Source organism: Paenibacillus sp. FSL H8-0537 (assembly GCF_038051995.1).
Lineage (GTDB): Bacteria > Bacillota > Bacilli > Paenibacillales > Paenibacillaceae > Pristimantibacillus.
In genome coordinates, this window is sequence record NZ_CP150290.1 from 1,571,946 (window position 1) to 1,598,129 (window position 26,184).

The following is a 26,184-nucleotide window of genomic DNA, read 5'->3' on the forward strand; positions in this document are numbered from 1 at the left end:
GCAAACAACGTGGCAGCAAAAGAGCCGCCAAGTAAGAAAAACGAGCTAAGTAGCAAAAACCTCTTCTCTCCCTTCAACTTACTGAAGGTGAGCCAAGAGGTTTTTTTGAAATATAAGCATTTATAAGTTTCACCCTTATAATCAGCTTTTATTTCACCGCGAAACGGTAGCATTGCCGCCAGAGGTCGGCTTCAGCCGTTTACGCTTGTTTATAGCTGCAAAAGGAAAGGTAATCTTAAAGTAAGGGCGTTCAGCAGATACAGCTCTAGCTTTATTTGCCCTGCTGGCGGGCGGCCGTCATTTGCTGCCAGACGGAGCCAGCTGCTTCCTCGCCGCGCTCGATGCGCTCCAAGGCGATTTGGGCTTGCAGCTGAATTTCGAATTCGCTGTCCTGTGCTGCGATGCGCAGGGCAGGAATGGCCGATTCGTCGCCAACCTCATAAAGGAAACGGGCGGCCCGCCAGCGCACAAGCTTGTTCGTGTCGCTAAGCGATTCAATCATCGGTGCAGTAGCGGCAGGATCGCCCCAATCGGAGAGCGTGTCGCCAGCCGTTCTGCGCACCGATACCGATTTGTCGCGGAGCGCCTGGAATAAATAAGGCATCGCTTCAGCTGTGCGAAGGTCGCCCAAATAGACAACGGCTAGCCTTCTGATCGACACCGTGTCGTCGGTCAGAGCCTTAGCGAGAAGCGGCAGCAGCTCGGGCTCTGGCGTCAAGCGGTCAAGCGCGGCATAGCGAATGCGCCAGTCCGGCGATTCCAACAGCTCGGCGATTTCGTTCGCCGCTCGCTGCGCGGGCCTTGCCGGAGTGGCTGCGGCATCGCCGTCCGCTGCGCCTTGCGCCTTCGCGGCGGCGATCAGCTCATTCAGCCGCTCCGCCGTATAGGCGGCTTCCAGCTCGAGGACGACATCGGCGGCGATCTCCTCGAGCTCGCCATAACGGACGCCGAACTCCTCAAGCTTGCGTTCGCGAATCATGGAAGAGCCGGCCGCTTCGCTGACAGCGTTCGTGAACAGCTCGGACAGCGCGGATCGGGCTTCGCGCTCGCCGTTTTTCACGCGTACCTGCATCGGAATGCCCCGATACATCTGTACGAGCACATGCGCCTCGCCATAGCTGTTCTCGGTCAAGGCTGCTTGACCAGCTCCGCTGTCGTCGCCATGCATCAGCGTTCTTGCTTCGCCGAGAATGAGCGCCCAATCCGCGCTCGATACGCGGTCCAGGGCAATAAAATCAGCGGTGCGGAAAATGCTGCGCACCCCTTCTATAGCAAGGAGACTTTTCAATGGCTCCGGTGCGTTTTCTGCTTCTTTTTTCGAAAAGGTCTGTCTTACGCCGCGCGGCAGCGATTCATCCATATTCAGTTTCATGGAGTTCGGGCTGGGCGTCGGTTCAATGGATAAAAGCTTCACATTTATCATCCTCCGTTCATACAATTCAAAGGTTATGGGTTTAGTTTACATGAATTTGCAGGAGGATGCGAATTCAAGGTGCATAAGAAGCGGCGGGAAAGTTGCTTCGATCGCTCGTAGTTGGTATCTTAATGCTATAGTAAGTTGAACAAAAGCTTTGTATGGAGCTTCGGTCGCCACTACGAGAAAGTTTGGACTTACGGCCGCTGTTGTTTTCTGGTTTCTCGATTAATATTCTTCTTTGAGGAGGAAATCAGAAAACAAAGGCGGACGCTAAGCTAATGCTTACGAAGCGGCTTTCCTACGGAAAGCTGTGGCTCTCTCCAGTTCCAATCTTTCTCTCCGTTACTCCCTTGCTCCATAACATTTTTGTTCAACTTATATATACTCTATTTTTATAAAGCGTAGGAGGAAGCCAGGATGAAACCCAGAAGATTTGAGAATCAGCAGCAGGTTGAACAGCATAACTCCTTTAAACAGTTTCAAAGATGGCGCTCGGAAAGATCAAATAAGATTAAAAGCAAAGATTATTCATATACCGTGCCGAATGTAGCGCCGGATCTGCATTATTTGCATCACAACCGCAAGCATCCTTCCGTCACCTGGGTGGGGCATTCGACTTTTCTGATCCAGATGGCGGGGCTTAATATTGTGACGGACCCCGTCTGGTCAGGGAATATGGCCTTTGAAAAAAGGCTTGCGCCACCGGGCATCCCCATCAGCGATGTACCCCCGGTTGACGTTGTGCTCATTTCCCATTCGCATTATGACCATTTGAACATTAACTCGCTCCGCAAGCTGGGAGGCGTGAAGCAAATTCTCGTCCCCGCGGGGCTTGCAGGCAAGCTTAAGCTCAAAGGCTTCCGCCGCATCAAGGAGCTGCATTGGTGGGAATCGGTCCATATTCATGGCGTTAAATTCACCTTTGTGCCATCCCAGCATTGGACGAGGCGCAATCCGTGGGATACGAACAGCTCGCATTGGGGCGGCTGGGTGATGGAGCCTTATGCCACGATGCCAAGCGGAAGCGGCGACCACTCGCACGAGCAAGTTCAACTGCACGGCATGGGCGGCAGTGCCAGTGTGGCGGAGCGAGAGCAGCAGACAGTGGAAGCGCCAGAAGCAAAAGCTGCCGAGGCAGCAAAAGCATCAGTAGGAGTTGAGCGCCCTGGACATTCCCATGGACCGGGACATGCTGCCCGTCCTGTAGCGGGAATTGCGCCTACCGTCTATTTTGCAGGTGACAGCGGATATTTTCCCGGCTTCAAGGATATCGGACGCAAGTTCCATATCGATGTTGCCCTCATGCCAATAGGCGCCTATGAGCCGGAATGGTTCATGGGACCGCAGCATGTGACGCCAGAGGAGTCGTTGCAGGCATTCGAGGATGTAGAGGCGAAGTTTTTTGTGCCCATGCATTACGGTGCCTTTAAGCTGGCCGATGATACGCCGCGCGAAGCGCTGGACCGCCTTGAAGCTTGCCGGGAGAGCCGATGCATTGAGGAAGAGCGTATTGTTGTGCTGCCTCATGGGGAATCCTGGCGGCTTGCAGGACTATAAATGCCAAACGCGGACAAGAGAAAGCCAAAACTGTGAAATGACTTCCCGGCCGCTTCATGCGTATACTTAGTAAGTAGGCAAACAGAATGAACGGCAATAATAAATGACAGCGCATCGTTATTAGGAGGAGCATGTAATGAGTCAACCGATTCGTATAGGAATTATTGGGGCCGGAGCTATCGGCAAGGTGCATATGGAAACGTTTCAAAAGGTAGGAGCGGAAGCCGCAATCGTAACGGCGGTAACGGACGTATACTTGCCGCTTGCCGAGCAGCGCGCAGCGGAATTTGGCATAACGACGATTCATGAAAGCCCGCAGGCGCTGCTCGAGGATCCGGAGCTGGATGCGGTCATCATCGGCGTACCAAACCAATTTCACGCGCCTTTAGCGATTGAGGCATTGAAGCAGGGCAAGCATGTGCTGCTGGAGAAGCCGATGGCTATTGATGCCGAAGCGGCCCGCAACATCTATGAAGCTTCGCAGGCTGCGGGCAAGGTGCTTATGATGGCGCATCAAATGCGCTGGCTCGGCATTAACCGTGCGATTAAAGCGCGTGTGGAAAATGGCGATCTCGGCTCGATCTACAATGTGAAAACCGGATGGTTCCGCAAAAAAGGCATTCCAGGCTGGGGTTCATGGTTTACCCGCAAGGATCAGGCAGGCGGTGGTCCGCTGATCGACATTGGCGTGCATATGCTTGATCTGTCGCTGTATTTAATGGGTAACCCGCGCCCCGTATCGGTATATGGCTCGACGTATGCCGAGTTTGGTCCGAAGCGCCGCGGCATGGGCACTTGGGGCACACCGAATTGGGACGGCTATTATGATGTAGAGGACTTGGCAACGGCGCTTATCAAGTTTGAAAATGGCGCGACGTTGTCGCTGGACGTCAGCTGGGCCGCGCATTCGGCTTCGCTTAGCGAGGAGCCGTTCATCCATTTGATGGGCACGGAGGGCGGTGCAGCGCTTGTTGGCACCAATGGCTGCTACGTTACCCATGAGGATGATAAAGTTGTGGAATCAGAAATCACGCCATTTGATGGGGAAGAGGATCGCGTGCTGCTGAGCAGGCATTTCATCGACTGCATTAACGAAGGCAAGCAGCCGATTGCTTCGGCGCTGAGCGGTTATACGAACAGCCGGATTTTGGATGCGATTTATGAATCGTCCCGTACAGGAAATGAAGTGAAGCTGCACTGGGACTAAGCCCTTGTGCAGGAGTAGCAGCGCTCAAGCCCTGATGTGGACTTGCTGGCGCAGGGCGCAGATGAAGCAAGGTCCCGAAAGGCCGCTGTTTGAAAAGGCGGCTTCACCGGGGCCTGTTCGCGCGGAAAAATGCAGTGAATTGACAATTCGAGGTTCGTTTGCGGGCATACTGTGCTATAATAATGCAAGATAATGAGAATGAATGTGAAGGACGGGATTGCGAACCATGATTAGTACTACTGGCATAACGCTTCGATTTGGGAAGCGGGCGCTTTTTGAAGATGTTAGCATTAAGTTTACGCCGGGCAACTGCTACGGCCTTATTGGCGCGAACGGCGCAGGTAAATCAACGTTTTTGAAAATTATGTCCGGAGAAGTAGAGCAATCGAGCGGTGAGGTTCATATTACACCGGGCGAGCGTCTTGCTGTATTGAGACAGAACCATTTTGAATATGACGAGTTTGCCGTTATTGAAACGGTAATGATGGGCCACAAGAAGCTTTATGATGTAATGAAAGAGAAGGACGCGCTGTATGCCAAAGCTGACTTTACTGATGAAGACGGCATGCGCGCAGGCGAGCTGGAAGCTGAATTCGCCGATATGAACGGCTGGGAAGCTGAGTCACAAGCAGCAGAAATGCTGAACGGCCTGGGCATTACGCCTGATCTGCATGACAAGACGATGTCTGAGCTGAGCGGTAACGAGAAGGTACGTGTATTGCTCGCGCAAGCGTTGTTCGGCGAACCGAATATTTTGCTGCTCGATGAGCCTACCAACCATTTGGACATTGAGTCGATTCGCTGGTTAGAAGATTTCCTTGCAAAATATGAAGGAACCGTCGTCGTGGTCAGCCATGACCGTCACTTCCTGAATACGGTATGTACGCATATCGCCGATATCGATTTCGGTAAAATCCAGATGTATGTCGGCAACTACGACTTCTGGTACGAGTCCAGCCAGCTGGCGCTTTCCTTGATGCGCGGCGAGAACAAGAAGAAGGAAGACAAAATTAAAGAGCTGCAGGCGTTCATTCAGCGTTTCAGCGCGAATAAATCGAAATCCAAGCAGGCGACTTCCCGTAAGAAGCTGCTTGATAAAATTTCCCTCGATGACATTCGTCCTTCGAACCGGAAATATCCGTTTATCAACTTCAAGGGTGAGCGCGAAGCAGGCAAATCGCTGTTGCTCGTAGAAGGCTTGACGAAGTCGGTGGATGGCGTGAAGGTGCTGGATAACCTGACGATTGCCGTTAATAAAGGTGATAAAATCGCTTTTGTTGGCCCGAACGAACAGCCGAAGACGTTGTTGTTCCAAGTGCTGATGGGCGAGGTTGAAGCGGACGCGGGTACGTACCAGTGGGGCGTTACAACAACGCAGGGCTACTTCCCGAAAGACAACTCGTCTTATTTCGACGGTGTTGATCTGAACTTGGTCGAGTGGCTGCGCCAGTATTCCAAAGATCCGGATGAGACGTTCATCCGCGGCTTCCTCGGACGGATGCTGTTCTCCGGCGACGATGCGATTAAGAAAGCAAGCGTATTGTCCGGTGGAGAGAAAGTCCGCTGCATGCTGTCCAAAATCATGCTCAGCGGCTCGAACGTATTCCTAATGGATGAGCCAACGAATCACTTGGATCTCGAATCCATTACAGCGCTCAATAACGGCCTGATCGATACGGATAGCACGATTCTGTTCACTTCGCATGACCATCAGTTCGTTCAAACGATTGCGAACCGTATTATGGAGATTACGCCTAATGGACTGATCGACCGCATGATGACGTATGATGAGTACCTTGAAAGCGATGAGGTTAAAGCGCTTCGGGAAAAAATGTACGCCGAATAATAGAGCTGCATTCAGCTTGAAATAGAGAAAGGCTGCCCTCGTCTGTATGGACGATAGGGCAGCCTTTTTTTGTGTTTGATGCAGCAGCTTTTATAGTATTTAGACTTTCGGAGAATGTATAAAGCTCGGCATTAGACTATTCTTTATGCTGATTCCATTCCAGCAGCTGATGCTGCAAATGGACAATTAGCTTGTCGACATCTTGTAGAAAAGTGTCTCTGGCTTCCGTTTCCATGCTTTCAAGTGCTTTCGCCAGCGGCGGTGCGCCCGCAGCTTCCAGCGTCGTCATTAACTGCTGAAGCTGAGCTAGAACAGGTGGCATCCCATCAAGGCCCGCTTCTGCTTCGGCAGTTGCGAGTGTCGCTACGGCGGTAACAGGCGGAGCTGCTACAGGCACATTAGCAGCTGCCGGTTGGGCGGCCGAAACAGCAGCGCTATCAACAGAAGCCGTATTAGCAGCAAGCGAAGCGCTATGATTAGGCAGATTGTCCATTACGCCACCCAGCGGCTGATCTTGCTGCTCTACAGATGGCTGCTCGGCTTGTAACGAAGCAGCTTTCTTTTTAGCTTCTGCCGGCTTGGCCCGCTCGGCTTTATTGTTCTGGCGAACGGACCATGTTTCGAGCAGTCCGGGACCGTTCTTGAACAGCAGCTTCTCTTTCGTGCTTGCTGAAATATCTGGGTCCTTGAATAGCTTAGCGATTTTCTTGACATCGCTGACGGGCATCTCGTCACGCGCGAAAATAAGCGCGAGCGGGTCGCGCAGCTCCATCGGCAAGTCTTTAATCGGAAGCAGCTGATCTTCCGTCAGCACATCCTTGCGGATCGCTGTGCCGCTGACGATCCGCTTCTTGACCGCGCTGCTGAATTTGAGCAGCTCGCATTTATTTTTAATATACGATTCCGGCTTGCTGAGCTTGCTCGCAAGAAATTTAACGGAGCTGCTAAACTTCTCGTTGTTCAGCAGCTTGTGAAACGCCTCCGCCTCTTCAATCGGCGAGAAGCCCTCGCGCGTCAAATTTTCGGCAATTTGCTCCAAATAAATATCCATTTCATTGGTCATCGTCGAGACGATGCAAGGAATCGTCCGCTTCCCAAGCGCGATGCAAGCTTTGTATCGGCGGTTGCCATATATAATTTTGTAGCGTCCGTTATCTGTTTTTCTGACTTTAATAGGCGACAGCAGGCCAAGCTCCTCGATGCTAGTTATGAGCTCCTGCAGCGACTGCTCGTCGAATTGGTAGCGGGGCTGGTCCGTATCTTCATCAATCAGATTAATATCCATTTGTATAATGTCCATATCTACTCTCCTATCTATAAACCAGGCTTCCATGCCGGAGTGGCAGGGCTTATGGGCCAACCTTAATTATATAACAAGGAGGGCCTTCGGGGAAATGAAGGCCCTTGGAATAACTGGATTTTTTGCTTCTATTTCTCTGCAAAACGGGTGCCGCCTGCAAAAGAAGGCATCGTTCATTTACAATTGCTCGGTTTTGAAGCGGCCAATGAGTGCATTCAGCTCTTTAGAGAGCTGGCGCAGCGATTCCGCTGAGAGGCTGATTTCATTCATCGAGGCAAGCTGCAGCCCAGAAGCGTCAGCGACCTGTTCAAAGCGCGAGGCCGACCCGCGGGAAATGCTCTCCATATCCTCGATGGAGGCAGCGACCTCCTGCGATCCGGCGGACAGCTGCTCGGAGGCGGCAGATACTTCATGCAGGCGCTCATTAATTGTGCCAATGCCGGAATGGATAGAGGCGAACGATGCTCCTGCCTCCTGGACAACGCTTAGACCTGCGAGTACTTCCGTGTTGCTCGCCTCCATCTGCCCAGACAAATCAGAAGTATGGCGGACAATTTCTGCGATGAGCGTCGCCACATGCTCGGAGGATTCCTGTGATTGGGTAGCGAGCTTTCTCACCTCGGAGGCGACGACGGCGAAGCCGCGTCCTTCCTCGCCCGCACGGGCAGCCTCGATTCCGGCATTAAGGGCAAGCAAATTGGTCTGTGCGGCAATCCCTTTCATAATCGAAATAATTTCGACAATTTTGCCGGAATGCTGCTCCAGCTGTGCAGACGTTTCGCTCATTTTGGAAGTGGCGGCATGAATGGTGTCCATCCGCTGAATGACTGCGGAGATCGCTTCCTCGCCATTTTTAGCGCTGCTGGTCGTTGCTTCCGATACGGATGAGACGATGGCAGCGGAATGGGCAATATGCTGCATGCTGGAGGTTATCGCCTCCATCGCATGCGTAACTTCCCCAGCGCGTACAACCTGTGCGGCAGCACCCTCCGACGTTTGCTGAATGCTGTCCGTAATCGTAACGCCTGCTTCCTTCGTCGCAAGGGAATGGGAAGAAACGGCTTCGGCGGCGGTTAGCAGCCGATCTGAGCTGCTGCGTATGCCGCTAATGACCGTACGTGTATCTTCTACTAATGCCTTGAAGGCGGCTGCCAGCTGCCCGACCTCATCCTTGCGGTCTAGATCAATAGCGACCGTCAAGTCGCCGCTGCCGACACGGGCAATCAGCTTTTTGAGCTGGACGAGCGGCCCTGTCAAATAACGGGCCAGCAAATAAACGAGCAGCAGACTGAGCGCAAAAATCCCCAGCGCCATCCAAATCATCGTATTGCGATTTTGCTCCATCAGCTCGTAAACCTTCGTGGCATCGAGATCAGCGCCGACGAGGCCAAGCAGCTTGCCATCGGCAGACATAATCGGCACATAAGCGGATAAAGTTGACCCATATTCATCCTGAGTCAGCTCGCCAATGCTGGGCTTCATCTCTTGGAAGGTTGTAATCATACCCGCGTAGGGATTCTCTTCAACCGAACCGAAGGGGGAGAAATCATCCTCTGCTACGTCCTGGGGGGCGCCATCCACGACATAAAAATAAACCGGCTGTCCGCCTTCTTCTCTCATGCCGAGCGTATACAAGTATTTTAAACCGTTCGCTTCCCGCATATCGTTAAGCTGCGTACGAAGCTCATTGTAATAATCGCTCTGCTCCATGCCTTTGCTGAGCTTATCGAATTGCTGCGTATCAACAAGACTGGCTGCACGCTCAGCAACGGATTGCGCTTGCATACCCATCGAATTTTCCACCAAATGGGCGGAGGCACGATACAAGGTAATTCCAAGCACCGAACCAATAATAAGCAAAATAATAGAGAAAAACATAAAAATACGCATAAACAAGCTATTCATCAATGAAAGCAGCCTCCCTGGCATCTTTTGCAGCAATAGTCCGTAAGTCTCACTACCTATATGTATCGGCAAAAATAGTAAGCGTTATTAGGGAGAGCAGAGGGCCAATCACAAACAAACAGAAATATGCTGTAATCGCACCATAAGAATCTTTCATAGAAAGTGGAGCATATCTTATTTTTGCGATAGAAAGAATCAAAAAATCAAACAAATTTTAAGTTATGTGACGGGGCTGCATGCGGAGGAAGGGCTACTCTTAAATGCGCCGATTGCGGAAAATATTACACTGACGAATCTCCCGCACGTTTCGCGAGCCGGATTTATACGCAGCGGATAAGAAGCCGCTTATGCGAGAGATTTGATGGACCGCCTGGAAATTACAGGCGAAGAGACGGAGCAGCCGATGCATCTCAGCGGCGGCAAACAGAAGAAGGTCATTTTAGCCAAATGGCTGTTCAGCAATGCCCGTATTTTCATAATTGAAGAGCCGACAGCGGGCATTGACGTCGTTTCCAAAATCGACATTTACAACAGGCTGATGAAATCTATTACGTCCACATCTGGGATGAAATCATCGAGGTTACAGGCGAGCATCCATTCTGGCTTGATGGCAAGGGATGGACGTTTGTTAAAGACCTGGAAGTCAGCGACTTGCTTGTTTCGAGTGACGGCACTAAACTGGCGATAGACAGATCGAAAAAGAGTCGCGCGAAGCAACCGTTTATAACTTTGAGGCTGAGGATTCTAATTCTTATTTTGTGTCGAATCTGGGGATTTGGGTTCATAATTGTGAGATTCCGGGGCTGGGTGGGCTTTCTTGGAAACCTGGAATGCAAGTTACAGAAGAACATATTAGAGAAGCGATGAAAAATGCCTCCTTACAAACTCAACAAAAAGCTGTATCCTTGCCAGCGCGAAATTTTGATGGAACTAAGAGACTGGTTGAAAAACAATTTATTCCTGTTTTTAGTTAGAGCCCTTTTTGGATGGGGAAATTGTATTGTGGTGCATCGGATTGTTCTGTTTTTTACGATAAAAAGAGCATCAATTTCGAACAGCAGCTTGAGCGATTGTCTTTTATCGCCATTCGTCTCCATGCGGATGTTAGGGCAGAATTTAAATTTTTGCTGTAACAATAATATTAACCTCCAGGAGGGAATGTCATGGGAAAAGAAGGTTATGCTTCATTATGGCTGGGGAAGCTGGACTCGGAGCAGCAGCTTGATGAACTGCTTGAAATTGAGTATACAGATGATGGAGATTCGGTTCCTTCCGCTTTTGCAGGGTATTTTGGCATCGAGTGGTATGACGATGATTTTAGAGAAGCTGAATTTTTCGTGGAGGAACGTCGAGGTGGCGATGCAGCGAATTTGCTAGCAGGATTCTCCTTTGAGGAGGGTTTGATTCCGAAGTTTGCCGATTTGCTAAAGGGCATGACTTTTGATGAATGTAATACCGTCATTATTCTCTACAACTTCAAGTATGAAGGCAAGCAGGGGAGCCATCAGGACATATCTGCACAGTTGAAATTTATCGGTAGTATGCCATATCAAACATAATGACAGCCTATGTCCATTGGATCCCCACCTATTCGTTGAAAAAAGAGAGATCAGCCTGCTTCTTCAAGCAAAGCTAATCTCTCTTTTTCATTGCCGGGAGAGCTATTTTCGGAGCTCGCTATACTGCCGATGAATGCGGTTTTCGGGGTTCCGATCAACCGTATATAATACGGCGAGGAACAACCATTCCAGCGGCTTCATCAGCAGGTAAACGACATCGGCGGACCACGGCTGATTAATATGCTTGCTTAGTGGATAGCCGTATTTATCGTAGCAGCGGCGGATGATTTTGTGCGCTTGCGGCGCGTACTCTTCGATAATATTTTCAAAAGCATTGGCAACCAGCAGTTGGCGGTTGACGACGATTCGGGAGCCGTGTCGAAGCCCAGCACGCAGCGGCCTAACGATTTTGCGGTGCCCTCTCACCGAAACGGTGCATAAATAATGACCGTCTCCCGGTACGATAACCGGCGGAGGGACAGGCAATTGCGAGTAATGAAAGCTGCTCGTATCCAGAAATACACGGATAAAGCTGTCTGGACGCTGCCCGAACAGCACAAGCAACAGCTGGACGATTAGCATGACCGGGAAAAATGCAATCGACCAGAGCAGCGGCAGCCGGGAATATTTTTGGCGAAAATAGTCCATGAACCGCAGCCATTTGCTGCTGTACACGATTTCTTCCTGCTGGGCGCGGTGCATAAACGCATTGGCGGAATGCTTAAGCTCAGCTACATACAGTCCGATTAAGCAAGCGAAGCCCAAATGCAGCAAAATAATAGGGGTGGCTCCAGCGGAATCATCGCCGTAATGACCAAAGCCAGTGTGCGAAAAATATACGATGGCAAATATGACATTGGCAATTAAGAGGACAGAGGAAGCTGTGTAAAGAATAGGCGATAATGCTCCCCTGACGATTTTCAAGCCCCAATAGGCGAAGCAGCTCAAAATAAAGCTGCAAATAACAGTCACTGCATAATCATTGGAAAGAGTAGCGTAGCCATCGAGAAAGTTCCCAGTCAGATCACTTTGCCTGAGTGGCAATCCTCCCGCTAGACCGTAATGGTTCAGCAGAAAGCCTAACGATAGAAACCCCGCCATTGCGACGAAGCACAGCACCTCCATTATTATTACATGCACCTTTTTAGCGGTTGTACGCTCATCTACGATCCAGCTGCGAACCATTAATACGATGGAACTGACCGGGAAAAGAAAGATAGCAATAAACACTAGCAGATAAAAAAGCAAACTCTTCTCTCCTTAATTGAGGCGGACAACGGTGTTGTTAATCCCCTTGTGTGAATAACAGCAGTTGAGCTTGAACGGAGAAAGCTACCCTTCCAAGCCCATGGGCTGACCAATATTTGTATCCTTATATCCTCTCATATTTACCCATTTCCGGTCTAGCAGACGCGAAAATTTATTCGGAAAAGCGATTATTAAGCCGCTCCGTGAAGTTTTTTTTCTGAAATAGCGTTTTGAAGCGATCTGCCTCAGCCCCTGCTGCTATGCGATTTCCAAGGTGAAGTGTTGCCCTGCTGCATAAAAGTACGCATAAGGTCAACACTGTTTCTCTAGACCCACTCTGGTTTAGTCGGGTATGATACCTTTACTTGGAGATCATTAGGAAATGAGGTAAAGTCGCTTTGGATCAGTATGAAAAAATCAAGCAGGGCGAGAAGGGTGCTTGGCTCAGCATTGTGACGTATTTGACGCTGACCGCACTAAAGCTAGGAGGCGGCTACTATTTTGCTTCTGGAGCGCTCGTTGCGGATGGCTTTAACAATTTAACGGATATTGTGGCCTCGCTGGCGGTACTTATCGGTTTGCGAATATCACAGAAGCCGCCGGATAAAGATCATCCTTATGGACATTTTCGGGCAGAGACGATTGCCGCGCTGATTGCGTCCTTTATTATGGCAACGGTCGGCATTCAAGTATTGATTACAGCTGTCGGTTCGCTTTGGTCGGGTAAAGAAGCGGCGCCATCCCTTAACTCGGCTTGGATCGCCATCTTTTCTGCTGTCGTCATGCTGAGCGTTTATTATTACAATCGGCGGCTGGCGAAGCGAATTAACAATCAGGCGCTTATGGCGGCGGCAAAGGATAATTTATCCGATGCGCTCGTCAGTACAGGAGCTGCGATTGGCATTATCGGCGCCCAGTTCGGCCTGCCTTGGCTTGATCCAGTAGCGGCAATTGCGGTTGGTATTATTATTTGCAAGACGGCTTGGGAAATTTTCTACAGCTCGACCCATGCGCTGACGGACGGCTTTGATGAGAATGAGCTGACGACGCTCAGGGCGACGATTGAACGTACGAAAGGGGTTAAATCCATTAAGGATATTAAAGCCCGCGTTCATGGCAGCAACGTGCTGGTTGACGTTATTGTACAGGTTGATCCCGAGCTCACACTGATCGAAAGCCATGTCATTTGTGATGAAATTGAGCATCGCATGGAGCGCAAGCATAATATTATGAGTGTGCATGTCCATGTAGAGCCCCATGAGCTGGAGAATGCTAAATTTGAGCCAAATGACGAAAAACATGTCGAATAAAAGGGATGTAATTGTTCCCAAGGTAAAATAAACCAATCTATATGATACTTTAGTCTCAATTCATTATCGCGACTATAGTCACGCTTTCTTGGACGGGTAAATAAAGCATTAAAGTGAGTAACAGCAGTAGTTACAGAGCTTTTAACGAAGAGGCCAATCGCTATTGCGAAGGCCTCTTCGTTTTTTATTGCGAAATATTAATGCTTCCAATTTACCAATTTGGTAAATTGGCAAATAGGAAAAAAGGTTGATGCTGGCAGCAAGAGGGCGCCTCTACAATGGTTGAAGCACCATTTATTTATGTACAAACAACCAAGGAGGCGTACAGCTTGAAACACACCATGAAAAAAAGGATGCTCACCGCAGCTTTTACCGCATCTCTATTACTGGGTTCTGTCTCGGCTTCAATTCCCACAGTGTTGGCTGCTCAGAGCGCGACCGTAGATGCAGGCGTGAACTTCCGCAGCGCACCATCGGCCTCAGCTCCCGTTATTCGTATGCTTAAAAAAGGAGAACAGGTCACGATTCTAGATGCGTCTAACACGTATTGGTACAAGCTTCAGGATTCCTCTGGCCGGACGGGCTATGCTTCGCCTTCCTATTTCTCAGTGTCCTCCGTATCGACTCCGAACGCGACAACAGGTACCATTCAAAAATCGGTATCCTTCCGGACAGGAGCTTCGCTTTCGGCTAGCCGTATCCGCTTTTTGCAGGCTGGTGAACAGGTAGTAATTGTATCGCAGCCAAACGGCAGCTGGTATGAGATTAAAGATTCTTCTGGACAAGCTGGCTATGTCAGCTCTCAATCCCAATATATTAGCATCTCAGGCAGCTCAGGCGGATCGCCTGGCACTACAGCACCGTCGACCGGGTCTGTGGAAAGCGTCATTGCGGCGGGGCTTAAATATTTAGGCACCCCCTATGAATATGGCTCAAGCCGCAGCACGACGGCAACATTTGATTGTTCGGATTTTGTAAGGCAGGCTTTTCTAGATGGAGTAGGCATTAAGCTGCCCGCTGATTCGAGGGGGCAAGGGGAGTATGTAGCGCAGCGAGGGAAAGCTGTTACGGACTGGCGTCAGCTTAAGCGTGGCGATATTATGTTTTTCATGTCTTATAAGGGAAGTAAAGCTTCTGCCTATGCGGGTACGAATAAATCGTCAGCCACCATTACGCATGACGGTATTTATTTGGGAGACGGCAAAATTTTGCATACATATTCCAATGAGGCGGGCGGCGTAACGATTAGCAGCATAGCAGGCACGCATTGGGAATATCGTTTCCTGTATGGAGGCAGCGCGCTGTAGGGTTAGCAAGGGGTAACACTATTTTTACAAAGCCTATTATTAAAACAACCTCCGTCAACCATTGCAAAGCAGCGATGGATGCCGGAGGCTGTTTATTGAGAAAAACCAACGTTAAGCTGTAAAGTTTTTTTGCGGCGCACTTGGCGTTTGCGGCCGTTTTCCCGGCTTTGGCAAATTGCCAAACAACACCCAGGAGAAAGGCAAAAACCGTGCAGCTAATGAAACGATAATCCAAGAACCGACGAGCGCAGCTGCATAGCCGCCTAAATACCAGCTGTGCAGCAGCAAGGAATTTCCAGTCACAGGCGGATATTCGCGGTAGTAGAACAGGATGAACGGATGAACCAAATAAATGCCGAACGATAAAGCGCCAAGCTTTGAGAGCAGTGAGACTAACCAAGGCGCTGCTCTGCGGTAAAGCAGAAATCCGAGCTGCAGCAGCACAAGCGCCGAGAAGAAGGTATGCATATTCCATAAAAACTCATACAGCAGCGAGTGATAGCTTTCGATTTTAAGTCTCGTATCATACCAAATGCTTACATGCCATAGGCCGGCTCCAACCCAAAGACACCAAAGGGCAATCCAGGCAATAACACGCGATTTGGTTGCATTTTGTTTGTTCATAATGATCCAATGCTTGATTTTCGGAAAATAGATACCGATTGCTGCCCCCATCAAATAGTAGGAGAAGTAGGATAGCGAGTAGCTGCCCTTATTCGGAATCGGCGTCGTCAGTGCGTATTTATTAATGAGAACGAAAGCCCATTGAATGGCAAAGCCGGCCGGTATCGCCCATTTGACCAATGCCGGAAACTTTTTCAGCAGCCATAGAAACAAAGGGAGAAGCAAATAAAACTGAATGCTGATAAATACAAAATACAAATGCGTATAGGCGTTACCCGTCAGCACCTTATCCCAGAACCTGCTTAACGTTTCATCGAGCGGCCTGTTCGGATAGTAGTTGTAATGCAGCAGAGTGAAATAGATAATGGAAAACACCAAATAAGGAATAATGATATAAAGCGCTCTGCGTTTATAAAAAGAGCCAATTAGCTTGGCATCCAGCGGCCTCGTATAATAATTGTAAAATAGGACGAAGCTGCTTAGAAAAATAAAGGTCGGCGTGCCGAACTTCATAAATATATTAAAAAAGTTATACAAGAAATAGTAGCCGGAATTGACCATTTTCAGCGTAGCGTAGGAGGTCGAGTGGACCGATAATACGCCTAGGATGGCCATTGCACGAACAATCTGCAGCTCGGGAATCGCTTCCCGCCGCTGCAAAGATGCTGTAGACATGGAGCATTTCTTCCTTTCTGTGAGGCTATTCGCGCGGATGTCTGCGAGCTACACCGCTCTCGATAGCAGCATGGATGACGCGTTTGCGTACCTCTTCTACGACTTTGGCATTGAAAACGCTGGGGATAATATACATCGGACTGAGCTCGTCATCACTAATGACAGCAGCAATCGCTTCAGCGGCAGCCAGCTTCATTTCTTCATTAACGGTAGTTGCTCGGCTATCGAGTGCCCCGCGGAAAATCCCCGGGAAGCAAAGCACGTTGTTAATTTGATTCGGATAGTCGGATCGCCCTGTTGCAAACACGGCAACGATATCCTCGACCAGCTCCGGTCGAATTTCAGGCTCGGGATTCGCCATAGCAAATACGATAGGCTCTGCATTCATCGACTCAACATGCGCTCTGGACAAAATCCCGCCTGCCGATACGCCAATAAAAACATCTGCACCAGCAAGCGCTTCGGCCAAATGGCCCGTCTTCTTCTCGGCATTTGTGTGCTCGGCGTACCACTGCCACATGCTATTGTCATAATGGCGGTCTGCGGTTAAAATCCCTTCACGGTCGACTCCAATAATATGTTTTGCGCCGCCGGCAAGCAGCATCTTAGTGCAAGCCGTACCTGCCGCTCCAATACCACATATAACGAAGCGGGTACCCGAAATGTTTCGACCCGTCAGCTTGAGCGCGTTCAGCATAGCGGCGAACAGGACGACGGCCGTGCCATGCTGATCATCGTGAAACACAGGGATATCAAGCTCTTCACGCAACCGGCGTTCGATCTCAAAGCAGCGCGGAGCGGAAATATCTTCTAGATTAATGCCGCCGAAACCCGGCGCTAATTGTTTGACGGCTTGTATAATCTGTTCCGTATCCTGGGTATCGAGGCAAATGGGAAACGCATCAACGTCTGCGAATTGCTTGAACAGCATCGCTTTGCCTTCCATGACAGGCATTGCGGCATAGGGTCCGATATTGCCAAGCCCGAGTACGGCACTTCCGTCAGAGACGACAGCGACGGTATTGCGCTTGATGGTTAGCGTAAAAGCCTTGGATGGATCCTGTTCAATTGCTTGGCATACTCTTGCGACGTCCGGCGTGTAAACGCGCGAGAGATCGTCGCGGTTCTGAATCGGCGTTTTTGGCTGAACGGTAATTTTGCCACCGAGATGGAGCAGAAAGGTGCGATCGGAAATGTGCTGAAGGCGGATGCCGGGCAGCGTGCCAAGAGCCGCGGAAATGCGATCGGCTGTGCCAGCCTCGGTCATTTTCACGGTCAAATCCCGTACGGTCGTCGTTTTATCGGTATGAATGACATCAATCGCTATAATATCGCCGCCAGCGGTCTCAATAGCCGTCGCGGCCTTGCCGAACTGTGCTTGCTGAATATCGATTTCCACCCGTAAAATAATCGTTTTACCATCCATGCTGCGTTCCTTCATTCGCTTTCCACTCCTTATCGATTGGCCGAGGAGTCTGACAAAAACGCCGTCACTGCATTAAACGCAGGACGGCATTCGGGCAGCTCTTCGGATCGTATTGTTGGTTGCGCTTCGTTAGCAAGCTTTCTCGGAATTGGCCTGAGGTATACGGTTCCTGAATCATGGCAAACCACTTATCTACCATTGCAGCAGAATCAAGCATTTCACCAAAGCCATTGCGAATAAAATATTCGCAGTTTTCTTCTTCCTGTCCCGGAATCGGCTCATAGAAGAGCATCGGCATTCCTTTACTCATGCCTTCGGTACAGGTCATCCCGCCCGGCTTCGTCACGAGCAGATCGGCAATGTCCATCAGCTTGCTGATCTCGTTAGTGAACCCGAGCACTTGAATGTTCGGATGCTGGAACATGGTGCTCGAAAGCATTTTCTCCCTTACCTTCTCATTGCTGCCGACGCAGAAAATCAACTGTATGCTTTCGCGCCACTTGGTCATATATTCTAGGAGATTGTCTTCATACATCAATCCCCAGCCGCCACCCATAATAAGCACGGTAGGCATAGGCTTTAAGTTGAATTTCTGCAGCAGCTCCTGCTTGTCGTAGGTTGTCCAGAAGTTCGGGTGTACCGGAATGCCGGTCACTTCAATATTCATGGGGATTACGCCGCGCTCCATCAGCTTGTTTCTCACAAGCGGGGAAGACACCAGGTATTTGCTGACCTCCGGATTGACCCATGCGCCATGGGCATCGTAATCGGTAATAAGCGTGTACAGCGGAATATGTAGTCCAAGACGCTTTAGCCTGCCTACGACTGCATTGGGAACGGGATGCGTACATACGATAAGATCCGGCTTCAACTGGGAAATGACCTGTGATGTTTGTGTATAGAACATGCGATGAAGAGCAAGCTGCGTAAAGCGGTTTAGCGATTTCTTGTAATTGCTGCGATACATCAGGCCGACCATTTTTGGCTGTTTGCTTACGGTTTTGCGATAAGCAGACATAATCCATGGCCCGACTACCGGATTAAGAAATTTGCCCAGCTCAATAACGCGGGTTTGAATCTCGGGGTTGATTTGGCGCAATCCCGCCGCTAGAGCATATGCGGCTTGCGTATGTCCCGAGCCGAAACCCTCGGAGAGTAGCAGCACTCTTTTCTTACGCATAATGTCACCTACTTTTCTAATTCCATAATACGTCGCCGAGGTTGGGAACACAAGTCATTCCAGGTTATTAAAATGTAAGCGGCCATGCCTGTTGCGTCCGCATAGTGGCCTGCTCCACATGCCAGTGCAGCAACCTGTCACAAGCTGCCTTGCTCTGAGCTTGCCTGCCTGCGGCATTGTCCTTTATGATTAGAATGGCATCAACCGGAAGCAGATTATACATCCTGATCGTTTCATTTAAAATAAAGCTGGTGTTGCGGCTATTTAAAGAAGCTGCATACGGCACTTAAGTAGGAGGCATAATTAATGGAAGAAGCAAGGAGCACATTTGAAGTCGGAGCCATTGTGAGAGCAGAAGTAAGATCGGGCCTATATGTCGGAGAAGTAATGGAATTGCATGGACCCCGTGCATTGTTCAAGGTGCTGGCTGTCCTTAAGCATCCACAGCAAGGTGATTTGCATCATCCGTATGAGCCGGATGTGCCGCTGTTTCATGAGCGGCCGGCGCTGGCCTATACAGAGAAGACGATGATTCCGCTGCGCCAGCTGCAGACCTTTAGCGGCGATGTGCCGGATTACCGCGAATCTCTGCGTGCTGCTTTGGAGGCCGAAGTGGCTACGCTTGACCGGTTGAAGCGCTGGTCGAAGCAAGGTCTTGCTTTGCTTGAGCAGCTTGGAAAGCAATATAAGTAGCCTTTTATACAGCTCATATATTGTGCTGCGCTATTCGGGTAAAACAAACGGCAGTCGTTCGCTTAGGACGACTGCCGTTTGTTTAATTTATGACTAGTCTTACATTTGCTCGCTGCCTTAGCTTAAAGCTAGTTGATGAAGACAGCTTGAAGCGTACTGCGATAGGTAACCTGCAAGCCAAGCTCCTCGGAGAGGACCGCTAGCGGCAAATAGGTTTTTTGTTCTTTGCCACTCTTTTGCAAATAAGCAGCGGGGCTGTTCAGTTTTTTCTTCACGCCATCAACAAGGATAGTAGAAGATCCAATTGTAAATGCTACCGTATGATTATTGTAGGAAACGGTTGCCGTTTGGTACGTTTTGTTCCAAACAAGCTTTGCTCCAATGGCATCTGTAATGTCGCGCATCGGCACGAAGGTGCGGTTGCTTTTCATGGTGGCAGGGGATGAAGCTGCGAGCTCCTTGCCGCGTACGACTACAGAGACGGGCACATTCGCTGGGCGAGTGCGAACACTCAAAAACTTATTCCATATTGTGGTAGAATAAGTCTGACCCATAGCCGCGTACCCAAGGCGGGTCGGGTGGAAGTCACTGTTTGCAATCGACGTATATTCCAGCTCTTTGCCGACAAAAGGTTTGCTGACTTCAGTAATGGAAATATCGAATCCTTCCGCTTTTGTAGCGGCTACAATCGTTTTAAGCTTATCGTTAAGCTGGCTCAGCGCTTGTAACTCAAACTCACGCAGGCGTGCTGCATCTTCGGGTAAGGGAAAGCTTAGACCGCCGACTGTAATCGTAGCCGGAATCGGCATGTATTGATCGGCGATTACGAACTTTGCTTTTGGCGCGAGTGCGGTAACCACCTGCAGCCCAGTGCTCAGCCCTGTTTCAAATTGGGTCAGCGCCGTTTGCAGCAGCTGTGCTTTCTCCTCATTCGTAGTAGTGGATGTGATTTGTGCGGCTATACCGATCAAATCATTTCCTCCTATCGTCATAACGATCAGATCGGCGCCGCGAATGCTGCCTTGCATTTGTGCAGTTCCGCTAATGATAGCTGCCGCGCGAGGATCCTTCAGTCCAGGCTGAACATCGCTGACCGTGACGGTTTTACCTTCTGTCACCGCTCCAAGCAATTGGCTAAAGCCATTTGTCGTCAGGCCAAGAATACCGTAATTGACATATTCTGCGCGTAGCCCTTGGAACAATGCCTGCTCATATACGTGCTCCACGTAGCCGTATGGTACAGATTTTGCATCAAAGCCATACTCATAGCCGGCAGTTAGTGAATCTCCAAGTGCGACGATCTGATAGGACTCAGCTTCTTTTTCTGCGGCGGCAGCTGTTTTCAAGCCGGGTGAAGCCACCAATAAACCGATAATAATAAATAGAAACGACACTTTCCTCCACTTTCCAGACAACATGGACACTTCCTTTTGATAAAATAGTAGCAGCGGGTTTTCATTCATTTGCATAATTGTGTATAAAGTTTGCAGAAAGAACACGAACATTGCCGTTCTGATCACAATTATGAAAATATTAAATTGATTCCGTTTTGGCCTGATGTTAAAATACTGTAATAATCGCAAGTGGCGGAATAGAGCCCGGAATATGGTCAACCTCAAACGATCCCCGCAGCGCTGCTTAATTTTATTCAACATAACACGAACGTTTTCCTGCGAGTGCAGCTAAAAAGTTTGTGTACATCTATTCGGCGCGCTGTCGGATACAGACGTATGAGTAATTATGCAAAGTGATAGGCTGGCGGATAGTCTCTATTGTCCGCTTTACTAAAATATAAGTATTTATAAGTTTCACACTTATAAATGGGCTTATATATCATCGCGAAACGGCAGCTTTGCCACCAAAGGACGGCTTCAGCCGTTTACGCTTGTCAAGCTACAAGCCTGTTTGATGAAGCATAACTGCTTGTTCTCACAGCGATCGGCTTGGTTCCGTTATGCATGCCCCAAAAATCTTCTGATAGAAAGGTTGCACACAATGAAAGAGAAAATTTTTGGATTACCGCCGAAACAAGGTCTGTATGATCCTCAATTTGAGAAAGATGCATGCGGCATGGGATTCGTGGCGAACATCAAAGGAAGAAAGTCGCACAAGATTATTCGCCAGGCGCTGACGTTGCTGGAGAATATGGAGCATCGCGGCGGTCAAGGCAGCGAACCAAACACTGGAGATGGAGCAGGAATTATGCTTCAAATCCCCCATGCGTTTTTTGCAAATGAGCTGAAGCGAATGGAAGTGGAACTGCCAAGCGAAGGAGAATATGCCGTAGGTATGGTGTTTCTGCCGCAGGATGAGAACGTTCGCCGTTCGCTGGAGAGCGATCTTGAAGCTATTATTCGTGAAGAAGGCCAGTCGCTCATTGCTTGGCGTACCGTGCCGACGAATGATGCAAAGCTCGGTCAATCTGCTAAGTCGGTTAAGCCTTTTGTCCGCCAAGTATTTATTGGTAAGAACGAGAGCTTGAAGGACGTCTTGGCATTCGAGCGCAAGCTGTATGTCATTCGCAAACGGGCGGAAATCGCCATTCGCTTCTCGGGCAAAGAAGGCGGAGAAATGTTTTATTTCCCGAGCTTGTCCACGAAGAAAATCGTTTATAAAGGCATGCTTACGACGGAGCAGGTTGGCTCCTTCTATGTGGAGCTGAATGATGAGTCGGTCGTCACAGCGATGGCGCTTGTCCACTCTCGTTTTAGTACAAACACTTTCCCGAGCTGGGAACGTGCCCATCCGTTCCATTATTTGATTCACAACGGGGAGATTAATACGCTCCGCGGCAATGTGAACTGGATGCATGCTCGCCAGACGCTGTTTGAAACCGAATTGTTCGGCAGCGACATGGACAAAATTAAACCGATTATTAATCCTGATGGTTCGGATACAGCGATGTTTGACAATACGCTGGAATTTTTGTACTTGTCCGGTCGCTCATTGCCGCATGCGGCAATGATGATGGTTCCAGAACCATGGTCTAACCACGAAGGCATGGATGATGATAAGAAAGCTTTCTATGAATACCACAGCACTCTAATGGAGCCTTGGGATGGACCGGCTGCAATGGCCTTTACAGATGGCGTGCAGATCGGTGCTTTCCTTGACCGCAATGGCTTGCGTCCAGCTCGTTATTACGTAACGAAGGACGATCATATTATTCTTGGCTCCGAGGCGGGGACCGTTGTTATTCCGCCAGAGGATATTTTGTATAAAGATCGCCTGCGTCCGGGTATGATGCTGCTCATCGATACGAAGGAAGGCCGCATCATCTCCGATGAGGAAGTGAAGAAGCAAATCGCGACGGAGCAGCCGTACCGCGAGTGGTTGAACGAGCATTTGATCGATTTGGAAGATTTGCCGGATGCGCCGGAATTGCCGGAGCTTGACCATGCGACGGTACAGCAGCGCCAGCAATCTTTCGGCTATACCTTTGAAGATTTGCGCAAAGTGCTTGAGCCTATGGCAAGCAGCGGCATGGAGCCGATTGCTTCGATGGGCTACGATGCTCCGCTTGCTGTATTGTCAGACCGTCCTCAGCGTTTGTACAACTATTTCAAACAGCTGTTTGCGCAAGTAACGAACCCGCCAATCGATTCGATTCGTGAGGAGATCATTACTGCAGTAGGTACAACAATCGGACCTGAGCGCAACCTATTGAAGCCGGAGCCGGAAAGTGCGCGCCACATTAAGCTGGAGACGCCGCTCCTTTCCAATGAGCAGTTTGCGAAGCTTCGCCATGTTCGTCGTCCGGGCTTCAAGTCGATTACGCTGCCGATCTTCTTCACGGCTAGTGAGGGAGAAGAGGGGCTGCGCGCAGCACTGAAGCAAATGTGCGAAGCAGCAGACCGCGTTATCGACAAAGGGCATAATATTCTTATTTTGTCCGACCGCGGTATCGACAAAGAAAATGCGGCGATCCCGGCATTGCTTGCCGTATCCGCTTTGCATCACCATTTGATTCGCCAAGGTACGCGGACTAAAGTAGCGATTTTGCTTGAATCCGGCGATCCGCGCGAGGTTCATCACTTTGCGCTGCTGCTCGGCTATGGCGTGAGCGCCGTTAACCCTTATCTGGCATTTGAGACGCTTGACGATATGATCCGCCAAGGCTTGCTGAGAAATATTTCGCATGAGAAAGCGGTCAAAAACTTCATTAAAGCAGCTACTAAAGGCGTAACTAAAGTATTGTCCAAAATGGGTATTTCCACGATTCAATCGTACCGTGGCGCTCAAATTTTCGAGGCGCTTGGCTTGAAAGAGGAGCTCATTAATGAATATTTCACTTGGACGCCTTCGCGTATCGGCGGTATTGGACTTGATGTTATTGCAGAAGAAACGCTGAAATATCACAACTTGGCTTACGCTGAACAGGAAGGCCGTGTAACGGAGCTGGAATCCGGCGGCGAATACCAATGGCGTAAAGATGGCGAGGACCACCTGTTTAGTCCGCAGACGATCCACACCCTGCAGATGGCGGCTCGCTCCAATGATTATAAGCTTTACAAAAAATTCTCCCATCTTGTTCAAGGCGAGGACAAGAAGCATATGATGCTTCGTTCATTGCTGAGATTTAAGGATGGCAGAACAGCGATTCCGATCGAAGAGGTTGAACCGCTGGAATCGATTATGAAACGCTTTAAGACAGGCGCGATGTCCTTCGGCTCGATCAGCAAGGAAGCGCATGAAAGCCTAGCGATTGCGATGAACCGCCTTGGCGGACGTTCGAATACAGGAGAAGGCGGCGAGGACCCAGCGCGCTTCATTCCGGATGAGAACGGCGATTCCCGCCGCAGTGCAATCAAGCAGGTGGCATCGGGACGCTTCGGCGTAACGAGCAACTATTTGGTCAATGCGGATGAGATTCAAATCAAGATGGCGCAAGGCGCGAAGCCAGGAGAAGGCGGACAGCTGCCAGGACGCAAAGTTTACCCTTGGGTTGCCGAGGTTCGTGGCTCCACGCCAGGTGTAGGCTTGATCTCGCCTCCGCCGCATCATGATATTTATTCCATCGAGGATTTGGCTGAGCTAGTTCATGATTTGAAAAATGCGAACCCGCGCGCGCGCATTAACGTTAAACTCGTATCCGAGGTTGGCGTTGGTACGATTGCAGCAGGTGTTGCCAAAGGCCGCGCCGACATTATTATGGTCAGCGGTTATGATGGAGGAACGGGCGCATCTCCTATGAACTCGATTCGTCATGCGGGCTTGCCGTGGGAGCTTGGTCTGGCTGAAACTCACCAGACGCTGATGATCAACAACCTGCGTGATCGCGTTACGCTTGAAACAGACGGCAAAATGATGAACGGACGCGACGTTGCGATCGCTGTTTTGCTCGGCGCTGAAGAATATGGCTTCTCGACAGCACCACTTGTTGTGCTTGGCTGTGTAATGATGCGCGTTTGCCAACTAGACACATGTCCGGTCGGTGTAGCAACGCAAAATCCGGAGCTGCGCGCGAAATTTATGGGTGATCCAAGCCATGTGGTCAACTACCTGCGTTTTGTTGGTGAAGAGCTGCGCGAAATTATGGCTGAGCTTGGTTTCCGTACGATTCAGGAGATGGTTGGACGCGTAGATATTCTTGAAGCGAAGCATCTGGCTGATCATTACAAAGCGAAAGGTCTTGACCTGTCGCCGCTATTGTATCAACCGGAAGTATCTCAGGATGCTATTCGTTACTGTGCGCAAGAGCAAAACCATGGTTTGGATTTGTCCCTTGACGTTCAGGAACTGGTACCAGCAGCGAAAGCCGCTCTGGAAAATGGGGAGCAAGTACGTGGTACATTCCCAATTTTGAATACGAACCGTGTTGTTGGAACGGTGCTTGGCAGCGAAGTGACTCGTCGTTATGGCGCGAAGGGCTTGCCAGAGGATACGATTTCCTTCCACTTCGTTGGTTCGGCAGGCCAAAGCTTTGGTGCTTTCGTTCCTCAAGGTATTACGCTATCGCTGGAAGGCGATTCGAATGACTATGTAGGTAAAGGACTTTCCGGAGGCAAGGTCATTGTGGCTCCTTCATCGAAAGCAACCTTTGTCGCTGAAGAAAATGTCATTATCGGCAACACGGCACTCTACGGAGCAACAAGCGGCGAAGCCTATATTCGCGGTATTGCCGGCGAGCGTTTCGCGGTTCGCAACAGCGGCGTGAACGTTGTTGTTGAGGGCGTGGGCGACCATGGCTGTGAATATATGACGGGCGGCAGAGTCGTCATTCTTGGCCAGACTGGACGCAACTTTGCAGCTGGGATGTCCGGCGGTGTTGCTTACATCTATGACGAGCAAGGCGACTTCTACAAGCATTGCAATATCGAAATGGTATTGCTGGAGCGTCTTGAAGAGGAAGTCGACATTGCTGAATTACGCGGCATGATTGAACGCCATGTTGCCTATACGGATAGCGCTATTGGCGGTCGTGTGCTGAATGACTGGGATCTATCGCTTGCGAATTTCGTAAAAGTCATTCCGAAAGATTATAAGAAAATGCTTGAGTATATCCGCAAAGCTGAAGATTCCGGTTTGACGGAAGACGCAGCGCTGCTGTCAGCATTTGAAGCCAGCATGAAAGAGCTTGCCCGCACAGGCGGCTGATCCATGTGGCCCAATAGATAAATGAAAAACGGCTCTCCGATAAGGAGAGCCGTTTTTCATTGCTTTTTTTTAAATATAGGAAAGGATATGATTGTTCCATCCTTTCACTATAATTCTACGCAAAACATTAGCTTTGCCGCCAAAGGGCGGCGACAGCCGTTTCACCTTGTGCCAAACCATAACTAGCATTTGCTTATGTCGGCAGATTTTACCGTTTTCTTTTCCGAACAAGCAGTGTTCACTTATTTAGGAAAAATGAAAAGTATTTCAAAAATCACATAATATTTACCTTAAATCTACGTAATTCGACAAAAAAACAACAAAAAAAGAACA

General features: G+C 49.7%; 18 protein-coding genes. 10 read left to right on the forward strand and 8 right to left on the reverse strand.

The window, feature by feature from the left end:
• Window positions 1-271: 271 nt before the first annotated feature.
• Window positions 272-1,414, reverse strand: coding sequence for a conserved virulence factor C family protein (locus tag MHB80_RS06405; protein ID WP_341281390.1), 1,143 nt, complete (start codon window positions 1,412-1,414; stop codon window positions 272-274).
• A 420-nt stretch (window positions 1,415-1,834) separates the two neighbouring features.
• Between MHB80_RS06405 and MHB80_RS06410 the strand changes: the two genes are divergently transcribed.
• The 3 genes from MHB80_RS06410 (at window position 1,835) to MHB80_RS06420 (ending at window position 6,027) form a co-directional block, all read left to right on the forward strand.
• Window positions 1,835-2,974, forward strand: coding sequence for an MBL fold metallo-hydrolase (locus MHB80_RS06410; RefSeq protein ID WP_341281391.1), 1,140 nt, complete (start codon window positions 1,835-1,837; stop codon window positions 2,972-2,974).
• A gap of 136 nt (window positions 2,975-3,110) precedes the next feature.
• Window positions 3,111-4,181, forward strand: a complete 1,071-nt coding sequence (locus MHB80_RS06415; protein ID WP_341281392.1) for a Gfo/Idh/MocA family oxidoreductase — start codon at window positions 3,111-3,113, stop codon at window positions 4,179-4,181.
• Window positions 4,182-4,407: 226 nt separating this feature from the next.
• Window positions 4,408-6,027 (forward strand): ATP-binding cassette domain-containing protein, encoded by a 1,620-nt coding sequence (locus tag MHB80_RS06420; RefSeq protein WP_341281393.1) that lies wholly within the window; start codon window positions 4,408-4,410, stop codon window positions 6,025-6,027.
• A gap of 136 nt (window positions 6,028-6,163) precedes the next feature.
• On the opposite strand, the gene MHB80_RS06425 is transcribed toward MHB80_RS06420, so the two are convergent.
• Both MHB80_RS06425 and MHB80_RS06430 read right to left on the reverse strand, forming a co-directional pair.
• Window positions 6,164-7,327, reverse strand: a complete 1,164-nt coding sequence (locus MHB80_RS06425; protein WP_341281394.1) for a ParB/RepB/Spo0J family partition protein — start codon at window positions 7,325-7,327, stop codon at window positions 6,164-6,166.
• Window positions 7,328-7,504: 177 nt separating this feature from the next.
• On the reverse strand, window positions 7,505-9,232 hold the full coding sequence (locus tag MHB80_RS06430; protein WP_341282879.1) for a methyl-accepting chemotaxis protein: 1,728 nt from the start codon (window positions 9,230-9,232) through the stop codon (window positions 7,505-7,507).
• Between the two features lie 361 nt (window positions 9,233-9,593).
• On the opposite strand from MHB80_RS06430, the gene MHB80_RS06435 reads away from it, so the two are divergent.
• The 3 genes from MHB80_RS06435 to MHB80_RS06445 all read left to right on the forward strand — a co-directional run bounded on the left by MHB80_RS06435 (window position 9,594) and on the right by MHB80_RS06445 (window position 10,791).
• Complete coding sequence (locus MHB80_RS06435) at window positions 9,594-9,920, forward strand: hypothetical protein (protein ID WP_341281395.1); 327 nt, start codon at window positions 9,594-9,596, stop codon at window positions 9,918-9,920.
• A 142-nt stretch (window positions 9,921-10,062) separates the two neighbouring features.
• Window positions 10,063-10,206 carry a hypothetical protein gene (locus MHB80_RS06440; protein ID WP_341281396.1) on the forward strand — a complete coding sequence of 48 codons (144 nt, stop codon included), beginning with the start codon at window positions 10,063-10,065 and terminating at the stop codon, window positions 10,204-10,206.
• 189 nt (window positions 10,207-10,395) lie between these two features.
• Entirely contained in the window at window positions 10,396-10,791 is a 396-nt protein-coding gene (locus MHB80_RS06445; protein WP_341281397.1) for an immunity 22 family protein, read from the forward strand.
• A 102-nt stretch (window positions 10,792-10,893) separates the two neighbouring features.
• On the opposite strand, the gene MHB80_RS06450 is transcribed toward MHB80_RS06445, so the two are convergent.
• On the reverse strand, window positions 10,894-12,039 hold the full coding sequence (locus MHB80_RS06450) for a DUF6688 family protein (RefSeq protein ID WP_341281398.1): 1,146 nt from the start codon (window positions 12,037-12,039) through the stop codon (window positions 10,894-10,896).
• 398 nt (window positions 12,040-12,437) lie between these two features.
• Here MHB80_RS06450 and MHB80_RS06455 point away from each other — a divergent pair, with 398 nt between their 5' ends.
• Both MHB80_RS06455 and MHB80_RS06460 read left to right on the forward strand, forming a co-directional pair.
• Complete coding sequence (locus MHB80_RS06455; protein ID WP_341281399.1) at window positions 12,438-13,349, forward strand: cation diffusion facilitator family transporter; 912 nt, start codon at window positions 12,438-12,440, stop codon at window positions 13,347-13,349.
• Between the two features lie 329 nt (window positions 13,350-13,678).
• Entirely contained in the window at window positions 13,679-14,656 is a 978-nt protein-coding gene (locus MHB80_RS06460) for a C40 family peptidase (RefSeq protein WP_341281400.1), read from the forward strand.
• Window positions 14,657-14,767: 111 nt separating this feature from the next.
• On the opposite strand, the gene MHB80_RS06465 is transcribed toward MHB80_RS06460, so the two are convergent.
• The 3 genes from MHB80_RS06465 to MHB80_RS06475 are packed head-to-tail and all read right to left on the reverse strand — an operon-like array spanning window position 14,768 to window position 18,561.
• Complete coding sequence (locus MHB80_RS06465; protein WP_341281401.1) at window positions 14,768-15,955, reverse strand: acyltransferase; 1,188 nt, start codon at window positions 15,953-15,955, stop codon at window positions 14,768-14,770.
• Window positions 15,956-15,980: 25 nt separating this feature from the next.
• The gene (locus MHB80_RS06470) at window positions 15,981-17,396 is read right to left on the reverse strand and encodes an NAD-dependent malic enzyme (protein ID WP_341281402.1); all 1,416 of its coding nucleotides are present in this window, start codon (window positions 17,394-17,396) and stop codon (window positions 15,981-15,983) included.
• A gap of 49 nt (window positions 17,397-17,445) precedes the next feature.
• Window positions 17,446-18,561, reverse strand: coding sequence for a glycosyltransferase (locus MHB80_RS06475; protein ID WP_341281403.1), 1,116 nt, complete (start codon window positions 18,559-18,561; stop codon window positions 17,446-17,448).
• Between the two features lie 306 nt (window positions 18,562-18,867).
• Between MHB80_RS06475 and kapB the strand changes: the two genes are divergently transcribed.
• Window positions 18,868-19,254 (forward strand): sporulation phosphorelay system protein KapB, encoded by a 387-nt coding sequence (gene kapB / locus MHB80_RS06480; RefSeq protein WP_341281404.1) that lies wholly within the window; start codon window positions 18,868-18,870, stop codon window positions 19,252-19,254.
• A 128-nt stretch (window positions 19,255-19,382) separates the two neighbouring features.
• Here kapB and MHB80_RS06485 read toward each other — a convergent pair whose 3' ends face one another.
• Complete coding sequence (locus MHB80_RS06485) at window positions 19,383-20,672, reverse strand: stalk domain-containing protein (RefSeq protein ID WP_341281405.1); 1,290 nt, start codon at window positions 20,670-20,672, stop codon at window positions 19,383-19,385.
• Window positions 20,673-21,249: 577 nt separating this feature from the next.
• Here MHB80_RS06485 and gltB point away from each other — a divergent pair.
• Window positions 21,250-25,851, forward strand: coding sequence for a glutamate synthase large subunit (gltB, locus tag MHB80_RS06490; RefSeq protein ID WP_341281406.1), 4,602 nt, complete (start codon window positions 21,250-21,252; stop codon window positions 25,849-25,851).
• Window positions 25,852-26,184 lie beyond the last annotated feature (333 nt).